Here is an 18159-nt window from a genome sequence, read left to right on the forward strand (position 1 = left end):
GTAAACATTAATGTTTTATTTTTCTGTCATTTATTTCAATTTTCCGGCGCAATCCCCACAGACAGAGCAGATTGGGCACCGCCATCAGAAAATTAAAAATGTCCGAAATCCCCCATACCACATCAAGCGTGATCACAGCCCCAAGATACACGCAAAACATATAAATGACCTGATAGATCCGGACACCGTTCTCCCCAAACAGATACCGCACAGCACATTCTCCATAGACATTCCAGCCGATGATCGTGGCAAATGCAAATAAGACCAGCGATAACGACAGCATCTCATCTCCCCACACCGGCAATTCCCGGAATACAGCAAAACACATCCGCTCGCCAGACACTCCCACATAATTGCCCGGATGGGCGATCATACTTGAAACGGAGGCAATCCCAGTGATCGCACACATCACAACCGTATCCCAGAATGGTCCCGTCATGGAAACGAGTGCCTGATCCTGCGTTGAGACATTCTGTGCTGTCGCAGCTGCCATTGGGATAGAACCAAGCCCTGCCTCGTTTGTAAACAGTCCCCTGGAAATCCCCGTCCTTAAACCTGCCATCACCGTGGTTCCGACCACTCCTCCTGCTGCTGCCTCTGGCACAAATGCAGATGTTACGATCATTTTTACCGCCTCCGGAACCACAGTATGATTTTTGATCAGGATAAAAATACAGCCTCCTAAATAAAATGCACTCATAACCGGCACCAGCCAGGTACACACTTTTCCGATCTGCCTGCTTCCCCCGATGATCACTTTTCCGGCAAGCACACCTGCTGCCATCCCGATGATATGCGGCGATATTCCTATCTGTTCCGTAACTGCCGCACTAATGGAATGTGCCTGTACACTGCTGCCGATCCCAAGTGACGCCAATATTGTAAATACAGAAAATAAAACCGCCAGTCCTTTCTTTTTCATCCCAATTTCCAGCACATACATCGGACCGCCGGTCATTCTTCCATCCTTTTCTTTTTTACGGTACTTCATAGATAAAAAACACTCACCATAGCAGGTCGCGATTCCAAGCACACCGGTGATCCAGCACCAGAACACTGCACCTGCACCACCGATCGCTATCGCTGTGGAGATACCGATGATATTCCCTGTTCCGATTGTAGCAGCAAGTGCTGTCGCAAGCGCCGTGTAAGACGCATGATCTGTATCCGAAAAGCTGAGTCTGATCCCCTGCGGGATTTTGCGCTGAATGAATTTCAGGCGAAATGTAAAATACAGATGTGTTCCAAGAAGGAGCAGGATCTGCCCCGCGACCGCAAACTGGCTGATTTTTTGCATAAGAAATCCCCGTATACAGATACCCTTGTTCTAAGTATACGGGGATTTTACAAAATTCATTCTTTGATTTTATTCTCTGCCTGTCATACTTCCAGATCATTTTTTATAATCCAATTTATTATGCAGTGATCTTTTTTCTCCGTTCAAACACCTGACCAAGCCGGTCTAGTCCTTTACTACAGACGATCGTATAGATACTGCCAAATACATTTGCACCGATACGAAGCAGCACGGCATTTTTCATTCCAAACAGTTCCGCCGCGATTGATAATGCACCAAACGTATTAAAGGCTGTCTGCCACGCATAACCGGCAGAATACCCGACTCCGATACCACCGATCATTCCGATATACGGATACATGGATTCCGGAAGCGCTAAATATAATACTACAAACAAAAGACTTCCAACGATATTAAACATCCCTCTTTTCTCTGCTCTTTCGTTGCAGTCACCGGTAAACGGCAGACAGACGGACATACAGGCGATCCCGGCCCACATAGCTCTTGGAAGTCCAAGGACAGACATCAAAAGCATCGCAGAAGAAACGATCAGTGTCAGTTTCACATACCATCGGTTTCTGGCAGATGAAAGCTCAAATTCCCGGAACAGATCTAAAAACGTTCTCCGGTAAGGTCTGTTTTTCTGATTCTTATAAAAAATTGCCATACAGAGTAACATTCCAACAAACAGTCCCTCCACACGCAGCAGATACGCATGTCCACTCACATCATATCCAAGTAACAGCAGATATCCAAGCACAAACGTGGAATGATTATACATGATCACATTGTGGCATCCTAAGATCATCAAAAGCATAATACAGCATACGTTTACCAGAAATGCCAGAAACGGTGAGAGCATATTGCTAAAACGCGGTCCCACGATCAGTATTCCAAAAATTCCCGCGATTGAAAGAAGTCCGTGCGTGGTCTTAATCCCAAAATCTGCCTGTCTAAGCACCAGTACAGCTAAAAGAACCGTCACTCCGACCACACTATTTTCCGATCCGGTCAGTTTACTGAATAATGTCACAACTGCCACACAAAATGCCATGACCAGATAAACTTTGAAATTATAGATTAAGATATGGCGCCTTTTTTCTTTTTTGTCTGCTGTATTTTTGATCAGCTGTTTTGAGCCGGTCGAACTAAGCTGAAGTTCCTGATAAAATGTCATAGTACTCTCCCTTCTTATGCTGTTTTCCAATGAAAATATCTTTTTCATCTGCATCTTAAATTTGTGTTTTTAGTAAAGTAGAGAGTACTATAGCGCAATTTACCCGAAACGTCAAGATTTCATTTTTCTCCGCTATCCTAATACCGCATCTTTTTTTAATACCGGAATATCCCGGTGCACAGAATCCGGATATTTAATTCCCGCACCTGTATTTAAAAGTACTACCCACTCATCCTGACTGAAGAAACCAGACTCCCTGAGTTTTTTTGCAGCCGCGTAAAGCGATGCTCCTTCCGGGCACACAAAGGTTTCCTCTTTCCTGCTTCAAATGCCTTTACGATCAGCGCGCATCCCTCTGCCTGTACTGCGATAAGCCGTGGTAATTTTCCCCGAATCCATCCAAGTTTCTGCATCTCCAAAAATGCCTTATAGATTCCGATAATTCCGACTCCGCCTCCTGTCGGATATAAAATGGCATCCGGAAGTTCAAAATCAAACTGCTCTGCGATCTCATATCCCATCGTTTTCTTTCCTTCAATGCGATACGGCTCTTTTAATGTGGAAGCATCATACCATCCGTTTTCCTTAATTGCCTGACCGACAATCTTACCACAGTCACTGATCAGACCATCTACCAGGTACAGATCTGCCCCTGCTGCAGCACATTCATTTCTCGTTATTTTCGGTGCGTCCTCCGGCATTACGATCACGGCATGAATCCCTGCCCTCGCACTGTAAAGTGCCCATGCAGCTCCCGCATTTCCGTTTGTCGGCATTGCGATCGTATTTACTCCAAGTTCTCTCATAAATTTCATCTGATACTATGATCAGTTCATGTTTTTTCGCAAATGCAGCAATCTGTTCCAGACGTTTTTTACTCAATATACTTCCGGTTGGATTTCCCGGCGAAACAAGGATCATAATTTTTGTCCGATCCGTAACTTTACTCTCATCCACAACAATAATATGGTATCCGAGTTCATATACCTCATCCACAACAGACTCCAGTTTTTCATCCGGCAGATACGCCGGGATAATCACAACGCCTCTCATTCTGCCACCTCCGCTTTTTACAAAATCCCAAAGCATCCACACAAAAGCACGATCATGCCAAGAACAATACGATAATATCCAAACGCCTGAAAATCATGTTTTTTCACATAGCTGATAAAAAACCGGAGCACAACAATGGATACTGTAAATGCAACCATTGCGCCAAGCTGGATCACCACGTCAAACACGTTGAAAAAATCTTCCCCGACTCCCTGAAATGGAAGTAAACGTTCCAGCAATATCATATGACCGGTACTGCTGACCTGCAGCCATTCCGTAATTCCTTCCACAACTCCATATATCATTGCCTTTATCATATCCATTTTGCACGTCCTCCGTTCTCTTTCGTTGACCTTATTTAACATAAACTTTTAGCATAAACTCCGTATTTGAAACAGATAAACGATTTCTAAACATTTTCTGCACAAAAAAATGAAGACTTCGTGAGAAATCTCCATCTTTTGATTTGATATAAATATTGTGATGATGTTATCGGATATCAGCATTGTATTATGAATATCGTGACAAATGCTGGTTTGTGGGTGACATGAGTTTCCTTGTGTAGGGTGGTTCTGGGGGGTTTACGATTGGCAAATTGCATCAAGCCGGGACTGTTTTGTTTCCGTTGTCCGAAAATAAGACAATCTAAGGCTGCCTGGTTCAGGTTGTGGCGGAGTGACGTGTGCGTCTTAAACGCCCCGTCCGGGGGCATTAAGACTTGTGCTGCCGTCCGTGGCAGCACAACACTGTATTGCGGACAGGCAGTCTAAGATTGACTAATTTTCTCCCAAAGTCACAAAACGAATCCTGGCTTGATGCGATTTGCCAGCCACTAAGTTGTGAGCCACCCTTCGCTGGAAAACTCATTTTGCAACCTTGGAAGTGCGTAAATTTTTAATGTTTGTGTCTGAATCAGATTAAAAAATATTTCCAAATAACTATATTTAATAGATTATTATTGGTTTGATAATACTGGAAAACCTCAATATATCCCATTATGTCTATGTTTATTGCCATACACATTTGAAAAAATATTCTGTGTTATTTGGTCTGACAATTTACGAAATAATTCATGTAATACAATGTAGTAGATGGAAATTCTGGGGAGTCATCAGGCTGAATATCAGTGATACAGCACATTAGGAGTTTAAGCATATTCTCATTCGTGCGAATATCAAAAATTCACACCCACGCCCCCAGTTTTGAGGTGAACCGCCCGCCCAAATGGTGTTCATAACCTGAAGTCTGGCATCTTGCGCAAAGCCGAAGTAATTTTGTGACTTTGGGAGAAAATTAGAAAATCTTAGTGTGTCCGTAGGTATACAGTGATGTTCTGCCACGGATGGCAGAACAAGGCAGCATCGAGTCATGGATGACTCGTTGTTGCCGGTCACGTCACTCCGAGAAAATCTAACTCAGACACACTTAGACTTTTCTTATTTTCGTACAACGGAACCAAAATTAACTCCGGCTTTGCGCAAAATGCCATTCACAGACCTGCGACACACCATTTGGACGGGCGACGCATGTCAACCACAAACCAGCATTTATCGAACATCTTATACTTAAAAGTTTTATTTCATAATAACGTTTCTATCTAAATACAAAAAGCACATTTTATAAACAAATCCTAAACACAACCTTTACCCCTATTATGTGCCATCCTCACTTCAGTTCCATCTCGTCTTTCATCCCGGCAAATCCGAACTTTTCATACATCGGGCGTCCCATCTCGGTTGCCTCCAAAGAAATCGCATCAATTCCTTTGTTCTTTGCATCCTCCACCAACAACGACAGTGTGTGATATGCGATTCCCATTCGCCGGTACGCCGGATTTGTATACATGTTCATAATATATGCCTTCTTTCCGGTCGGATTGTGATAGGTCGGCATAACCTCAAAATAACTGATACCGCCTGCGCCAATGATCTTTTCTTTGTCATATACCAGTATTGCAGTATGGCTGCCGTCTTTCAATGCTTTTTCATAATAGGCTCCCGACTGTACTGCAACTTCTGTCATATCCACATCATCATCTAACTTATTTGCTGCTCTTAAAACTTCAATCCTTGTTGTGACTAAAATATCTATATCTTCTGGCATGGCTGTTTTGTATGTAAAATTCATAGCTGCTCCTGTCATTGTTATCTGATTTTATCATTTCTATTAACGATTCTAAACCTTTCTCCTATTATTTTCAAATCTTTTGTGAATGACGTGGTGCTGTTTACAGCTAACTTCTTTTCCACGAGATGCGCATCCCGCCCGGAGTTTTTTGATTCATAGGACGTAATTTCCTATGAATCAAAAAAAGAATCCCGCCTAAGCAGAATCCTTTTTTATCACTATGCAATAATATCAACCTTTCACCGCACCCACGATTCCATTTGCAAAACTCTTCTGCAGCACAAGGAACAAAATTCCAGTCGGCAAAGAACAGATCAGCACACCAAGCATCAGTACGCCGTAGTCAATACTGTAACCCACGGAAAGATTTGCCACTAACATCGGCATCGTCTGTGATGTATCTGACATCATGATAACTTTCGGCCAAAGGTAATTGTTCCATGCATTCATGAAAGTTACGGTAAGTGCTGCAGCATAGGTGGATTTCATAGTCGGCATAAAAATGGTAAGGAAGATTTTAAATTCACTTAAGCCATCAATTCTTGCCGCCTCAATGATTTCCATCGGAAATGATCTCGCACTCTGCCGGAACAACATGATCAAAAACGGCGTGGAAATCGTCGGCAGGACATATGCGATCCAGGTACTTGATAAGCCCATACCGGAAAACAGCTTAAATAACGGGATTAAAGTTGCTGCAAACGGAACCATCATCGCAAGAAGTAAAATATTCATCAGTGTATCTTTTGCTTTATCGTGATAAATCTCAAATCCATATCCTGCGATCGAGCAGATAAATAAAGATAATACACTAAGGATCGTTGAATAAAACAGTGAATTACAAAACGCTCTTGATACATTCTGCATTTCAGTCAGTTTCATCAGGTTCTGGATAAAATTTGTTCCAAGACTCAGTTTTCCACCAAGAACGTCTGTACTGTTGTTTGTTGCAGCCGCGATCATCCAGTAAAGTGGAAATACGGATATAAACGAAGCTATGATCAATATGATATGTGTGCCTGCATTTTTAAATTTTCCTTTCATCGCTTGTCACCTACTTTCATCTGAACAAAGGATAATATTGCTACCATAATAAAGATCACATACGACATTGCCGCTGCGTATCCGAATTGTGGATTATATTCAAAACTTGCTTTATATATGTAATGGGACATTGTCAGTGTTGAGTTTGCAGGACCGCCGCCTGTTAAATTGACAGACTCATCAAATAACTGTAATGTACCATTGATCGACATAATTGTTGTAAGTAAAATCGTTGGTCGAAGAAGCGGAATCGTAATCTTTCTGAAAATTGCAAATGGACTTGCTCCGTCAATTTTCGCCGCTTCATATAATGAATCATCGATATTCTGCAGACCGGCTAAATAAAATACCATATTGTATCCCGTCCAGCGCCAGATCAGTGCAAGAATAATGATTACTTTTGCTGTATGGACATCGCCAAGCCAGTTGATGCGCTCGCCGATCAGCCCTAATTTCAGTAAAACCGTGTTGATATAACCATCATAGGCAAATAATGTTTTAAAAATGATCGAATAAGATACCAGTGCTGTACAGCATGGTAAGAAAATCATTGTCCGGTAAATTCCTTTTCCCCGCAGATCCTTTTTATTTAAAAGACATGCCAGAAAAATTGCAAGGATCAGCATTACCGGCACCTGAATAATCAGATAAAAGAAATTGTTTGTAATTGCAGTACGGAACACGCCGTCTTTTAACAATCGCGCATAATTGCTAAGACCGCCCCATATCTGATTATTGCCAATTCCTGTTTTAAATGACAGAATAAACGCCTGGATCATTGGATAAAAATTCATTGCAAATATCAGCAATGTCGCCGGCAGCAGGAAAGCCCATCCTGTAACACTTTGTTTTTTATATAAACTGACTCTTTTTTTCGCTTTCATATTATTCCCCATTTCTGCGCTGCTCTTCAGCGCATCTCAAGTTTGTGCGTCAGCACAAATCTTGCGTGTGAAAAATATATTTTTCACACTGATCCCCATTCCTGAACTATTTGTTTTGACAGAGAAAGCTGCCACATAAGATATCCTTTTTTGGCAGCTTTCCCTTTTGCCCGCCAGGCGCGCAGTTTATTATTTTTCAAAAAGTATAAATACAGGGAGGATTGATCTATACTTTTTTACTGACCAATGTTAAACTCGATCGTTGCCTGTGCCTCTTCGATCGCACTGTCAAGATCACTTGAACCATTCAATACGTTTGTCAAAGCTGTTCCAAGAGCTTCTTTTTCCTCAGACCAGTAAATACCTTTGTTGATTGTAGGAATATTGCTTCCGTAAGATACGATCTTAGAGTAAATTGCCTCTCCGCCAAAGTAATCAGAAACCTGATTGTAAGCATCACTGTCTGCTGCCGGAAGATAGGTTGCGATCGCACCTAACTGTGAAAGAATGTTATCGTAAAATTCGGTGCTTCCTGCCCATGTTGTTTTAAAGAAATCTACTGCCAGATCATAATTTTTGCTGGAGGAAGAAATTGCCCATGTAGAACCACCCTGTGCAGAGTAATTTGTTGCACCCGGATAATCATTTAATTTTGGCATATTTGTAACAGCCCAGTTTCCTTCCTGTTCTGCCTGATCTGTGGACGTGATCGTTGCACAGATCCAGGAACCATTGATTGTTCCAACTACAGTACCATTGTTGATAGAACCCTGATAACCGGACCAGTCTGTCTGTTCCTGCAAAATACCTGCATTGATCAGATCCATATATACATTCATGGCTTCTTTTAATCCATCATTATTGACAAGAGAAATCTTTCCTTCTTCATCAAATACAGAAATTCCTGCAGACTGTAAGATCATATTTAATAAATCAGGCTCGCCCTGCACATTGGTAAGCATTGGCATTCCTGTCTTATCGAGCACATCTTTTCCGATCTCAATGAATCTGTCCCATGTAATATCTGTCAGATCATCGATCGTATATCCTGCCTGATCTAAGTAATCTGTTCTGTAGCAGGCAATGACCGTATTGCTGTCATATGGAACACCATAATTTTTTCCATCCTTTACGGAATTGGCAACTTTTGCTTCTGCAAAGTCAGCAAACGCAATTCCGGAGTCTGTCAGATCTGCAAACACATCCGGGTAATTCTGAAGATATTTTGCAAACACCTGATCATCCATTAAGAAAATATCAGGAAGCGCATCCAGCTCACCGCTCATTGCATAGGTTTGAACCAGTGTCTGGATATCGGAAGATACTGTCTCGACCACATTAATATTTACATCCGGATGATCTTTCTGATACAGTTTTCCGGCTTCCTTCATTGCATCTACGTTAAATGAATCCCAGCACCAGACAGTAAGTGTTCCCTCTTGTGAACCACCTTCTGCATTACCTGACGCATCATTTTTCTCTGTTCCTGCCACAGCCTGATCCCCTCCTGCTGTGTTTCCATTTGCTGCTGCACTGTCATTTGCAGATGAACTTCCGCATCCTGCCATTCCAAGCAGCATAGACGCTGCTAATACCATAGTCATTACTTTCTTTTTCATCCTGTAACCCTCCATATTAAACATTTTGATAAGCTTTTCTTTCTGGCTGCTTATCTTTGTTACAGGTAAATCATACCATCATAAGAGCCATTTTCTTTAGGACTATCTTTACCTTAATTTTTCATATTTTGGGATGTAATTTGATTCAGTAGGACTATTTTTAGAAATTTGCATTAATTTGTTTTTTGAAACATCCTGCCCGGAGGTTTTGTTATGTAATTGGGAATTTCAACAAATTTTCCAATTACATAACAAAAAACGGCGGTTCATTCACGAACCACCGCTGCTGCTTTTACCTGTATATTCGAAAGACAATCTGACAGATCATCCTGCGTCAGGGAATTATTAAACTCATCTTCCACGATCGCCTCTATCTCATATGTTTTACTTCCATAATTCACAGTTATAATATTCCCAGACAGATCTGTCAAAATCTTTGTAACCTGCTGACCTCCGAAAAACTCATCTTTTGCAAGATAATTTTCGTACCCTGACATGTCTTTTACCGCTGGAAGCAGACCAATTTCTCCGATCAGCTCATTCATAAAGTCAGAGTCTTTTTCAAACATCTCTACTAAGAAATCCACTGCTGCATCCGGATTTTTTGCATTTTTCAACACATACCATGCACTTCCACCGACATTTGATGCCGCCACCGTCTTTATCTCTCCATCATACACCGGGATTGGCACAACTCTCCAGAGACCGCTTTGTTCCTCCACACTTTTTATGCTTGAAACGATCCAGCCTCCACTGATCACACTTGCAACGCTTCCATTCTGAAAAGCGGAAATAAATTCATTCCAGCCATTGACGCTCACACCGACATTTCTTTTTAGTAATTGCTGATATGTGTGAAGTCCTTCTTTTAAATACTCATTATCCTCAATATCTGCATGATTGTTTTCATCCACATACCAGTGACCGCCACTCTGCATGATGATACGAAGCAGTGGCGAATCTGTCGGATCTAATGTCAGCATCGGGATTCCAAGCTTCTGATAGACATCCTCTCCGATCTCTATGTATCGTTCCCAGGTAAGATCCTGCATATCCGCTTCGGTATAACCCGCCTGCTCTAAAATATCGAGCCTGTAAAAAAGTGCTGCTGTTCCGCTGTCAAATGGGATTCCATAAAATCTGTCTCCCTTGGAACAGAGCTTACTTTTATAATCTGTATATCTGGCATAATCAACTTTGTCTGTAAGATCTACGAACTCATCCTCGTATTGTGAAAGCACATCCTGAATATCATAATCTTCGATCATGATCACATCGGGGAGTTCCTGATACATCTTGGATGCGATCAGGTTTTTGGTATCTGCTAAGATTTCTTCTCTCTCTTTTGTCTCTACTATGATCTGAATATCTTTATGTGTTTTTTTATACTCTTTCGCCGCAAGTTTTGCAGCTTTTACATTAAAAGTATCATCCCATGTCCAGATTACGATCCTGTCTGTTTCCTTTTCTGCGCTCACGCTCTGCCGTTGTCCGCAGCCACATAACATAGCTAAAATCAAGCCCATTATAATGCCAAATCCTGCTCTTTTCATTTTTCATCCGTCCCCGTCTTATAACTCACCGGTAAAACAATCACCACCGTCGTTCCCTTTTGTTCTTCACTGAAAATATTGATCCCATAGTCGTCTCCATATAAAAGTTTTAACCGCTCCTGCACATTGTGGACTCCGATTCCGGAATAATGCTCTTTTCCGGTTGGTTCATTCATAATTTTTAAAACTTTTTCCTTCGTCATTCCGACACCATCATCAATGATCTGGATCTCTAATTTTTCCTCTTTCTGTTTTATCACGATCTGAATCATTCCGCATCTGCCTTCCGGATACGCGTGAAAAAATGTATTTTCAATGAAAGGCTGTAAGATCATTTTCGGCAGAAGATATTCCTCACATACTCTCGAAACATAATATTCTACCTGTATACTATCCCCATATCTCGTCTGGTTGATCAGTATATAATTCTGGATATTGATCATTTCCTGTCTCACCGGAATAAATTCATCCGAGTTACTGATCGTATTACGCAAAAGACTGATAAACGCATCGATCGTCCGTACCGTTTTTGCTGTATCATTCTGATATACCAGCCATTTGATGCTTGCAAGCGTATTATAAATATAATGCGGATTGATCTGCATCTGCAATGCACTGATCTCCGCCTGTCTCTGCTTTTTCTGCGTCTGCACCAGTTCATCCACATAATGTTTCAGATCATCTAACATATAATTATAGGTGGAAGCTAACTCCTGCACTTCCGTAGTTCCCTCCACTGTCATATATTCTGAAAAATTCCCTTCCCGGATCGCAGACATTTTTCCGATCAGCTTTGCTAACGGCCGCATGGTCTTATGCGTATAAAACAGACATGCCATCAGAATAAAGATTCCTATTGCACTGCAGCTTGCGATCAGAAACGGCATATTATAAAGATCCTGCAACGCCACATCATTATCGATCAGCGCATAAATCGCACACTTCTGATATGGCAGTATCCGTTTCATCAAAGTATACACGGTACTGTCCTGCTTTAATTCCATACGCAGTTCATCCGCATTTTTAATTTTTTCAAACCATTCTTCCTGTAAATGCGTCCCTGTGATGCCCGGTCTGTCGCTGCATAGAACGATTTCATGGTCATCCACAAGATAAAAGGACGTTGTATCTGATACAAAATAATTGTAATACTGCTTTAACTCCTCCATCGTAAGCGTCACAAAAGCAATCGCATAAACTTCCCTGCTTTCATGATAATACAGGGCTTTTGAAATGATCAGTGTATCAGCATTTCTCGATGTGGTCGTATAAGCCTGACCAGTGTAAGTATAATGGATGACATCCGGATCACTTAATGCTTTTTTGGCCGGTTCTGATTGTAAGATTTCCTGATCTGTAACGCAGATATTTTCCGTTCGCGACAGATAATGTTTACCATTATATCCAACAACAAGAATGTTCAGCCGCTCCATATCTGCAGATTTACTCTTCTCTAAATCCTGCTCCATCTGATAAACATTCTGAAATGTCTGCGTATTATCGAGTTCCGACGTTTCATTAAAATAAAGCCGGAATGCCCAGCTTGAATCTATCGCATCAAAAACATTCTGGATATGATCATGAAAATCATTAAATTCTTTTTCGATCTGTTCAAAAACCTTTTCCTGGGAATCCCCGTAATTTTTTGTAAAAACCTGCCTCGACATAACAAGCACTACAAAACTGACGGTAACGGCGATCAGGCTGATCCCAAGCATTACGATCAGTGTGATCTTTCCTGAAAAACTATTAAAACGGCTTTTTATCTTATCCATGATTCTTCCTTCGATAGACTGACGGTGTCTTTCCCGTAACTTTTTTAAATACCCTGCAAAAATAGCTGTGCTCCGAATATCCTACCTTTTCGCTGATCTGGGCAATTGACAGATCTGTATTCTCCAGTAGCTCACATGCTTTAGCCGTCCGGATCTCATTTAGATAATCACTGAACCCTTCCTTCATATGCTGATGAAAATACGCCGAAAGATAATGATAATTAAAATTAAACTCTTCTGCCATATCCTCAAGTCTTAAATCCTGCTCATAATTTTTTTCAATAAAAGCTAACATCCTTAGAATCCTGTCATCTACAGTTTTCTGTGTAACTCCGATCTGTGCAGTGATTTTTTCCAATATCTGACGCATCACTTCTTTATAATCCTGCTCGTAATGCGCCATCGAAATCTCCCTGAAATACTCATACCGCTCTGCATCTTTCTGTTCTTCTGTCAGATCAAGCTGATCTAATAAATAATAGACCATGTTTTTAATCTGGTTTTTCAGCGATGCAATATCAATTTCACTCTGCAATGCCTTTGTATTATATTCCTCAAGCAGACGCAGTGCTTCCCCATACTCCTTCATGGATAAAAATTTATTATACTTAAAAAAATCAAATTTTACAGCAGGTATCTTTTCTTTTTCCGTCATTTCATCTGCCAGAATAAATTTAAGGTCTTTATAATAAAATACCTTATCTGCATATGCTAAAATATCCTGCTGATAATACTGCCTGATTAGTCTCATTCCATCAAACGCCCTGCTGCACACTCCAAGAATATATTCAGAAAGTACCGCTAACTCCGCTGTCATCTGTTCAAAAAAACGGATCATCTGCGCATCATTTGCCGGTTTCGCACACATTACTACAATGACCAGTTCTTCCTGCAGGATCATGACCATTCCATTGGCAGCTTCAAAATCAGCGACATCCTTTTTTATTTTCTGATACAGGAGTTCAGATACATTCGGTGGAATCTCATTCTCATTTTTGATCCGCATCCCGAAAATATGAAAATGGGAATATGGAAAAATCTGGCTGAAAGCCACCTCATCTAATTCCTGTGACATCCCGATCAGATAACGCTCCATCTCCGCAGCATAATTGATTCCTTCACTCTTTTCTTTCCTTTTATAACCCGGAATTTTCTGCGCTGCTTTCTCTAATACGTTTAACAGTTCTTCCTCATTCAATGTCGGTTTTAAAATATAATCTATGGCACCATTTGTCAGCGTTTTTTTCACATATTCAAACTTATCATATCCGCTTAAAATAATGATGGCAATATCCGGATAAATCTTATGCACCATCTCCGTAAATGCAACTCCATCCATCACAGACATCACAATATCGCTGATGATAATATGCGGCTTTAACTCTTCTGTAAGCCGCAGTGCTTCATTTCCATTGGTCGCTTCCCCGACAATTTCATAGCCTTCCTGCTCCCAGTGGATCATATATTTTAATCCCTGCCGCATAATATATTCATCATCAACGATCAAAACCCGAATCATATATCCTTCTCCCCATGTGGTGTTAATTAAACTCCGCAGTGCATATCCGGAAAATCAGAGATTTTCCGGACTGACGGGCATCTACATTCCACTTCGGTCCGTGCTAAACAGGTGCCACCGGCACCTAGCACCACCCTATCACATGAGAATAAAACAAAAAAGTGTCTGCAAGCAGCCATTTTTTATTTTACTCTCATGTGGCACTGCTCATTGCTTACGCACATTATACCATCTAAATCACATGGGAAAAAGGAATGAAAAGAAAGAAAGCAAAATAATATAAATTCTTAAAATAGTGCAAATTTATTCTATTTTGATAATAAACACACCGTCTCGACAGTTGTTTCAGTTTCCAAGGGAAGTTCTTTCACTTCCTCACCATCAACAGGCACAGGAAAATTGAATACGATCTTCTTTATCCAGCTTCCGTCTTTCCTTTTCTCCGGGAACATCTCAATTCGCTCGATAAAGGCCTTCATAAACTCCTTCTGCTCCGCTTCCGTTGCGGAATGGTAGACTTCATCAAATGCCAGTAACAAGCGATAGATATTGTCTCCGGAAATCTTCTCCTGCTGGATGCTGCGGATCTGACTTTGCAATTCGCCAATCTGAACTTCGATTTCCTCTATGGTATCATACTGCTCATCATAGCGGCGCTGCAAGTCCAAAATCTTTCTGTCATAGTGGGCATCATTGAGGTCCAAGGTATCCATCTGACGCTCCAAGCGGCTTTTCGTTCCAAAGGCTTGCTTTAGCCGCCCTTGTAGGACAGCAATCTGCTTTTCCATATCTTCTGTATCAACTGCTGTTCCGATTTTCGCCTGAATTGCTTCTACAAATCGTGGATTGTTGACCATAGCGGAGATAACCTTCGCCACAAATTTGTTGATTTCCGTCTGCTCGATATTCAGACGGAAACTGCACTCATGCCCTGTCGGTGTAACCGTATTTTTGCAGTAGTAATAATACCGTGTTTTCTTGTCCTTGCTGTGCGCCTTGGCGATATTGCCATACATACTCTTTCCGCAGCATGGGCATTTCAAGATACCGGACAGGATGTGTGCGTGGTCTGGATTGTTAACCTTTTCCCGCTTAAAGGAATTGATCTTGCGCTTTTCCTGTGCCAGATACCAATCCTCTTCGGAAATGATAGCTTCGTGTTGTCCTTCATAAACCGGGAACTCCGACTGCTCAACCACGTGCATCTCGTTTCTTGTACCCTGTTTCTTTTCTGTTCTTCGTCTGCCGTAAGCAATCTTTCCCATATAAACAGGATTGTACAATACATTTTTCACAAAATCTCTTGAAAATCCCGGAATGGTATTATTCTGTCTTAGTTTCTTAGTATAACCATTGCGGTTCAGATATTTTGCAACTCCTGCAACACCCTCATTAGTGTGAATGTAGCGGTCATAAATGACACGAATTACTTCCACTTCATCCTCTGCAATGACAAGGTTTCCATTTTCCAGTTTGTATCCATATGGAGCGAAACCGCCGTTCCATTTGCCCTCACGAGCCTTTTGCTCACGTCCTGCCATTGTCTGTGTGCGGATATTTTCTCGCTCAATCTCTGCCACCGCAGACAGCACAGAGATCATCAGCTTTCCTGCATCCTTGGAGCTGTCAATGCCATCCTCCACGCAGATCAGATTGACACCGAAATCCTGCATGAGTTGCAAAGAGTTCAGAACGTCCGCTGCATTTCTGCCAAATCGGGACAGCTTAAAGACCAACACATAAGAAACATCATCTTTGCCGTCCTGGATGTCATTCAGCATCCGTTGAAACTCCTGCCGCCCTTGAATGTTCTTTCCAGAAAAGCCCTCGTCAGAATACTCCCCGGCAACGATCATATCCTCGTATGCCGCATACTTCCGCAGCTTGTCACGCTGGGCATCCAAGCTGTATCCGTCAACCTGCATCGAGGTGGACACTCTTGTATAAAGATAGCATTTAAGTTGTTTCTTTTTCAGAATCTCCACCTCCCTCATTCCTTCCTTTTACCATAAGTCCCTCGTTGCGGATATAATACTCCAAAAGCCACAGCACATAATCCGGTGCATGGCGGTTGTCCAATTCCCATTCAGTCATAGTCCGGTAAGGAATATGGACGAGCTTGCAAAAATCTTTCCGATTCAGTCCTGTGCTTTCCCGCAACTTTATAATTCTGTTTTTACAATCCATCCGTCTTTTCTCCACAAAAGCAAAAAATACACGTTGCGTAATCATTATAGCATAGCCATAGTGAATACGCAACGTGTAAATTGCAAATTTTACGCAGCCTTATCCGTCAGAAGCTGCGCTTGATTACTTTCCTCGGAATACTCCACTTCCTGCGGAGCGTCCTGTTCCAATTTATCCAAAACCTGATGTCCATATTTTTGGAGCATCTGACTCATAACATCCACACAGCGGTCAAATGCCGCATTATATTTCGCTTCCTCATAATATTTCTTCAATAGGCGATTCCTCCATCAAAGTTCCATATCCTGTCCACGCTTCCGGGCAGTGTGTTCGTGCTCCTGCGTTTTTTTTCCTCTGCTGAGGACAACATCAAGAAAAGCCCGAACCCTTTCGGATGCGATTTCCAGTGCATCCAGAAAGGGTTGGGCTTTCTGTTTGAGTTCCATATATTTTTCGTTTACCGCTTCATACCGCTGCTTCCAGATGGAAACCGTCTTTTCTGCGGAAGCCAGTTTTTCTTTCAGACGCTTGTTGTCAGCATTGACGATAATGCCATTGACCGCATGGCGTTTGAGTGTGTCGCATTCATCCGGTGTCAGCGTGATATTGTTTCCGAATGTGGCTTTTTTGCCCATTACTTCAATGTCCTGCACTGTCAGCGCAATGGTCTTTGCCGCCTTGGTTTCCTTTTGCAAAGATTCCAGTTTCTTTTTCTGTTTTGCTGTGGCAGCTTTGGCATCCTCCAAATTCTGTTCTGCCTGTGCCACCTGCCCGGTCACAGCTTCCAGCCGCTGCTGTTCTGCCTGCACCTTGAACTGGGTCACAGTCAGATGTTCCTCTGTACTGCCACGCTCTCCACGCTCCACATCGGTATAACCGGCGTTTCGCATGAAATTGAAAAAGTCATCCTGCAACACACTGTAGGATGACTTCAAAATCTTTTTCCCTTTTGCGTTGAGCATGGGATTTCCGTCCTCGCCAAGCACCGGCTTGGACTCCCATTTCTTGCTGCGGCTGACCTGTGTGATGACCTCCTTAACGGTTCCCCGGAGGGCTTCATCCTTGCATCGCTTCGACCAAAGGATCTGCTTTTCCACCACCGGGATATAGACCACATGGAGGTGGTAGTGGTACACATCCTCGCCCAGAGCTTCGGACATTGCCCGGTTGCGCTCATCGGCGTGCATCACAGCGGAGAGGATATACTGCTCACCACCCACAATCTCCACGGCGGCTTTATAGGCATCGGCATAAAACTGTTTCGCAAATTCATAGCCGCCGTAGTTGTAGAAATAAGCGGAGTTCACATCAAATACCAACTCACCGTATTTGACGGCATCCGGTTTCAGACCTCTGGTGGAGATCACGCCGTCTTGTTCCATCTGCTCAAACATTTTTACATAATCGTCCGTGGGTGCTTTGAAATGGACGTTCAGAGAAGTGCGTTCCGGCACGATGTCCTGATTGCTGTAGCTGTCCTTTTCACGCTCATTGTGTTCCTGTACCTTTGCCACATCTGCCGGGTTTCCCAAGTCCTGATTTCTGGCTACGGTACGGTCTATTCCATCGTTTCTTGCCATTGGCGTTTCCTTTCTTTGAGATTTGCAGACAGCGGAGAACTACGGAGAGGCACTTTTTCAAAGTGTAATAACCCACTATGACACTTTCATCCATACTGGCTGCAAAGTGCCGTGGGCTCTCCGAGGGCTCTCCCGAGGGGGAATGCGGTCACTGCGGTGACCTCTGCTGACCAAGGCGAAAATGTCTGCGCCTTTTCCCATGGTCAGCCCCGTCTGCATGAAGCTGTTCTGTGTCAACTTCCTCTTGCAGCCGATGTCCACAGACACTTTTTCAAAAGCCTGTGGACATAGAAACAGCCCGAACGAGAGGATGTGTGCTGTTTCTATAACGAGCGTTTCACGCT

At 42.4% G+C, this 18159-nt stretch carries 16 protein-coding genes; all 16 read right to left on the bottom strand.

Annotated features, from left to right (window positions below; genetic code table 11):
* Positions 1-7: 7 nt before the first annotated feature.
* On the bottom strand, positions 8-1297 hold the full coding sequence (locus ACDD58_RS04190; RefSeq protein ID WP_370775996.1) for an alanine/glycine:cation symporter family protein: 1290 nt from the start codon (positions 1295-1297) through the stop codon (positions 8-10).
* A gap of 118 nt (positions 1298-1415) precedes the next feature.
* Complete coding sequence (locus tag ACDD58_RS04195) at positions 1416-2474, bottom strand: FUSC family protein (RefSeq protein ID WP_370775998.1); 1059 nt, start codon at positions 2472-2474, stop codon at positions 1416-1418.
* A gap of 221 nt (positions 2475-2695) precedes the next feature.
* Positions 2696-3250, bottom strand: coding sequence for a pyridoxal-phosphate dependent enzyme (locus ACDD58_RS04200; protein WP_370777447.1), 555 nt, complete (start codon positions 3248-3250; stop codon positions 2696-2698).
* A complete protein-coding gene (locus ACDD58_RS04205; RefSeq protein ID WP_370776000.1) occupies positions 3141-3527 on the bottom strand; it encodes an aminotransferase class I/II-fold pyridoxal phosphate-dependent enzyme in 387 nt (128 codons plus the stop codon). Before ACDD58_RS04205 ends, ACDD58_RS04200 begins: the two co-directional genes overlap by 110 nt.
* 17 nt (positions 3528-3544) lie before the next feature.
* A complete protein-coding gene (locus tag ACDD58_RS04210; RefSeq protein WP_370776002.1) occupies positions 3545-3850 on the bottom strand; it encodes an undecaprenyl-diphosphate phosphatase in 306 nt (101 codons plus the stop codon).
* 1342 nt (positions 3851-5192) lie between these two features.
* Complete coding sequence (locus tag ACDD58_RS04215) at positions 5193-5654, bottom strand: GNAT family N-acetyltransferase (protein WP_370776004.1); 462 nt, start codon at positions 5652-5654, stop codon at positions 5193-5195.
* Between the two features lie 231 nt (positions 5655-5885).
* Positions 5886-6698 (bottom strand): carbohydrate ABC transporter permease, encoded by an 813-nt coding sequence (locus ACDD58_RS04220; RefSeq protein WP_117921319.1) that lies wholly within the window; start codon positions 6696-6698, stop codon positions 5886-5888.
* Positions 6695-7582: a carbohydrate ABC transporter permease gene (locus ACDD58_RS04225; RefSeq protein ID WP_117921320.1), complete on the bottom strand. Its 888-nt coding sequence runs from the start codon at positions 7580-7582 to the stop codon at positions 6695-6697. The genes ACDD58_RS04220 and ACDD58_RS04225 overlap by 4 nt, the downstream gene beginning before the upstream one ends.
* A 236-nt stretch (positions 7583-7818) precedes the next feature.
* Positions 7819-9201: an ABC transporter substrate-binding protein gene (locus ACDD58_RS04230; RefSeq protein WP_055194409.1), complete on the bottom strand. Its 1383-nt coding sequence runs from the start codon at positions 9199-9201 to the stop codon at positions 7819-7821.
* Positions 9202-9467: 266 nt separating this feature from the next.
* Entirely contained in the window at positions 9468-10754 is a 1287-nt protein-coding gene (locus ACDD58_RS04235) for an ABC transporter substrate-binding protein (RefSeq protein WP_117921322.1), read from the bottom strand.
* Positions 10751-12529 carry a sensor histidine kinase gene (locus tag ACDD58_RS04240; RefSeq protein WP_370776008.1) on the bottom strand — a complete coding sequence of 593 codons (1779 nt, stop codon included), beginning with the start codon at positions 12527-12529 and terminating at the stop codon, positions 10751-10753. The genes ACDD58_RS04235 and ACDD58_RS04240 overlap by 4 nt, the downstream gene beginning before the upstream one ends.
* Positions 12522-14048, bottom strand: a complete 1527-nt coding sequence (locus tag ACDD58_RS04245; RefSeq protein ID WP_117921326.1) for a response regulator — start codon at positions 14046-14048, stop codon at positions 12522-12524. The genes ACDD58_RS04240 and ACDD58_RS04245 overlap by 8 nt, the downstream gene beginning before the upstream one ends.
* Positions 14049-14356: 308 nt before the next feature.
* Positions 14357-16024 (bottom strand): recombinase family protein, encoded by a 1668-nt coding sequence (locus ACDD58_RS04250; RefSeq protein ID WP_334294425.1) that lies wholly within the window; start codon positions 16022-16024, stop codon positions 14357-14359.
* Positions 16005-16235, bottom strand: coding sequence for a DNA-binding transcriptional regulator (locus ACDD58_RS04255; protein WP_015540908.1), 231 nt, complete (start codon positions 16233-16235; stop codon positions 16005-16007). The genes ACDD58_RS04250 and ACDD58_RS04255 overlap by 20 nt, the downstream gene beginning before the upstream one ends.
* An 89-nt stretch (positions 16236-16324) precedes the next feature.
* Positions 16325-16510, bottom strand: coding sequence for a hypothetical protein (locus ACDD58_RS04260; RefSeq protein WP_117526568.1), 186 nt, complete (start codon positions 16508-16510; stop codon positions 16325-16327).
* A 15-nt stretch (positions 16511-16525) separates the two neighbouring features.
* Entirely contained in the window at positions 16526-17815 is a 1290-nt protein-coding gene (locus tag ACDD58_RS04265) for a plasmid recombination protein (protein WP_118209690.1), read from the bottom strand.
* Positions 17816-18159: the final 344 nt, after the last annotated feature.

Source organism: Roseburia sp. (assembly GCF_041325975.1).
In the GTDB taxonomy this organism is placed as follows: domain Bacteria; phylum Bacillota; class Clostridia; order Lachnospirales; family Lachnospiraceae; genus Roseburia; species Roseburia rectibacter.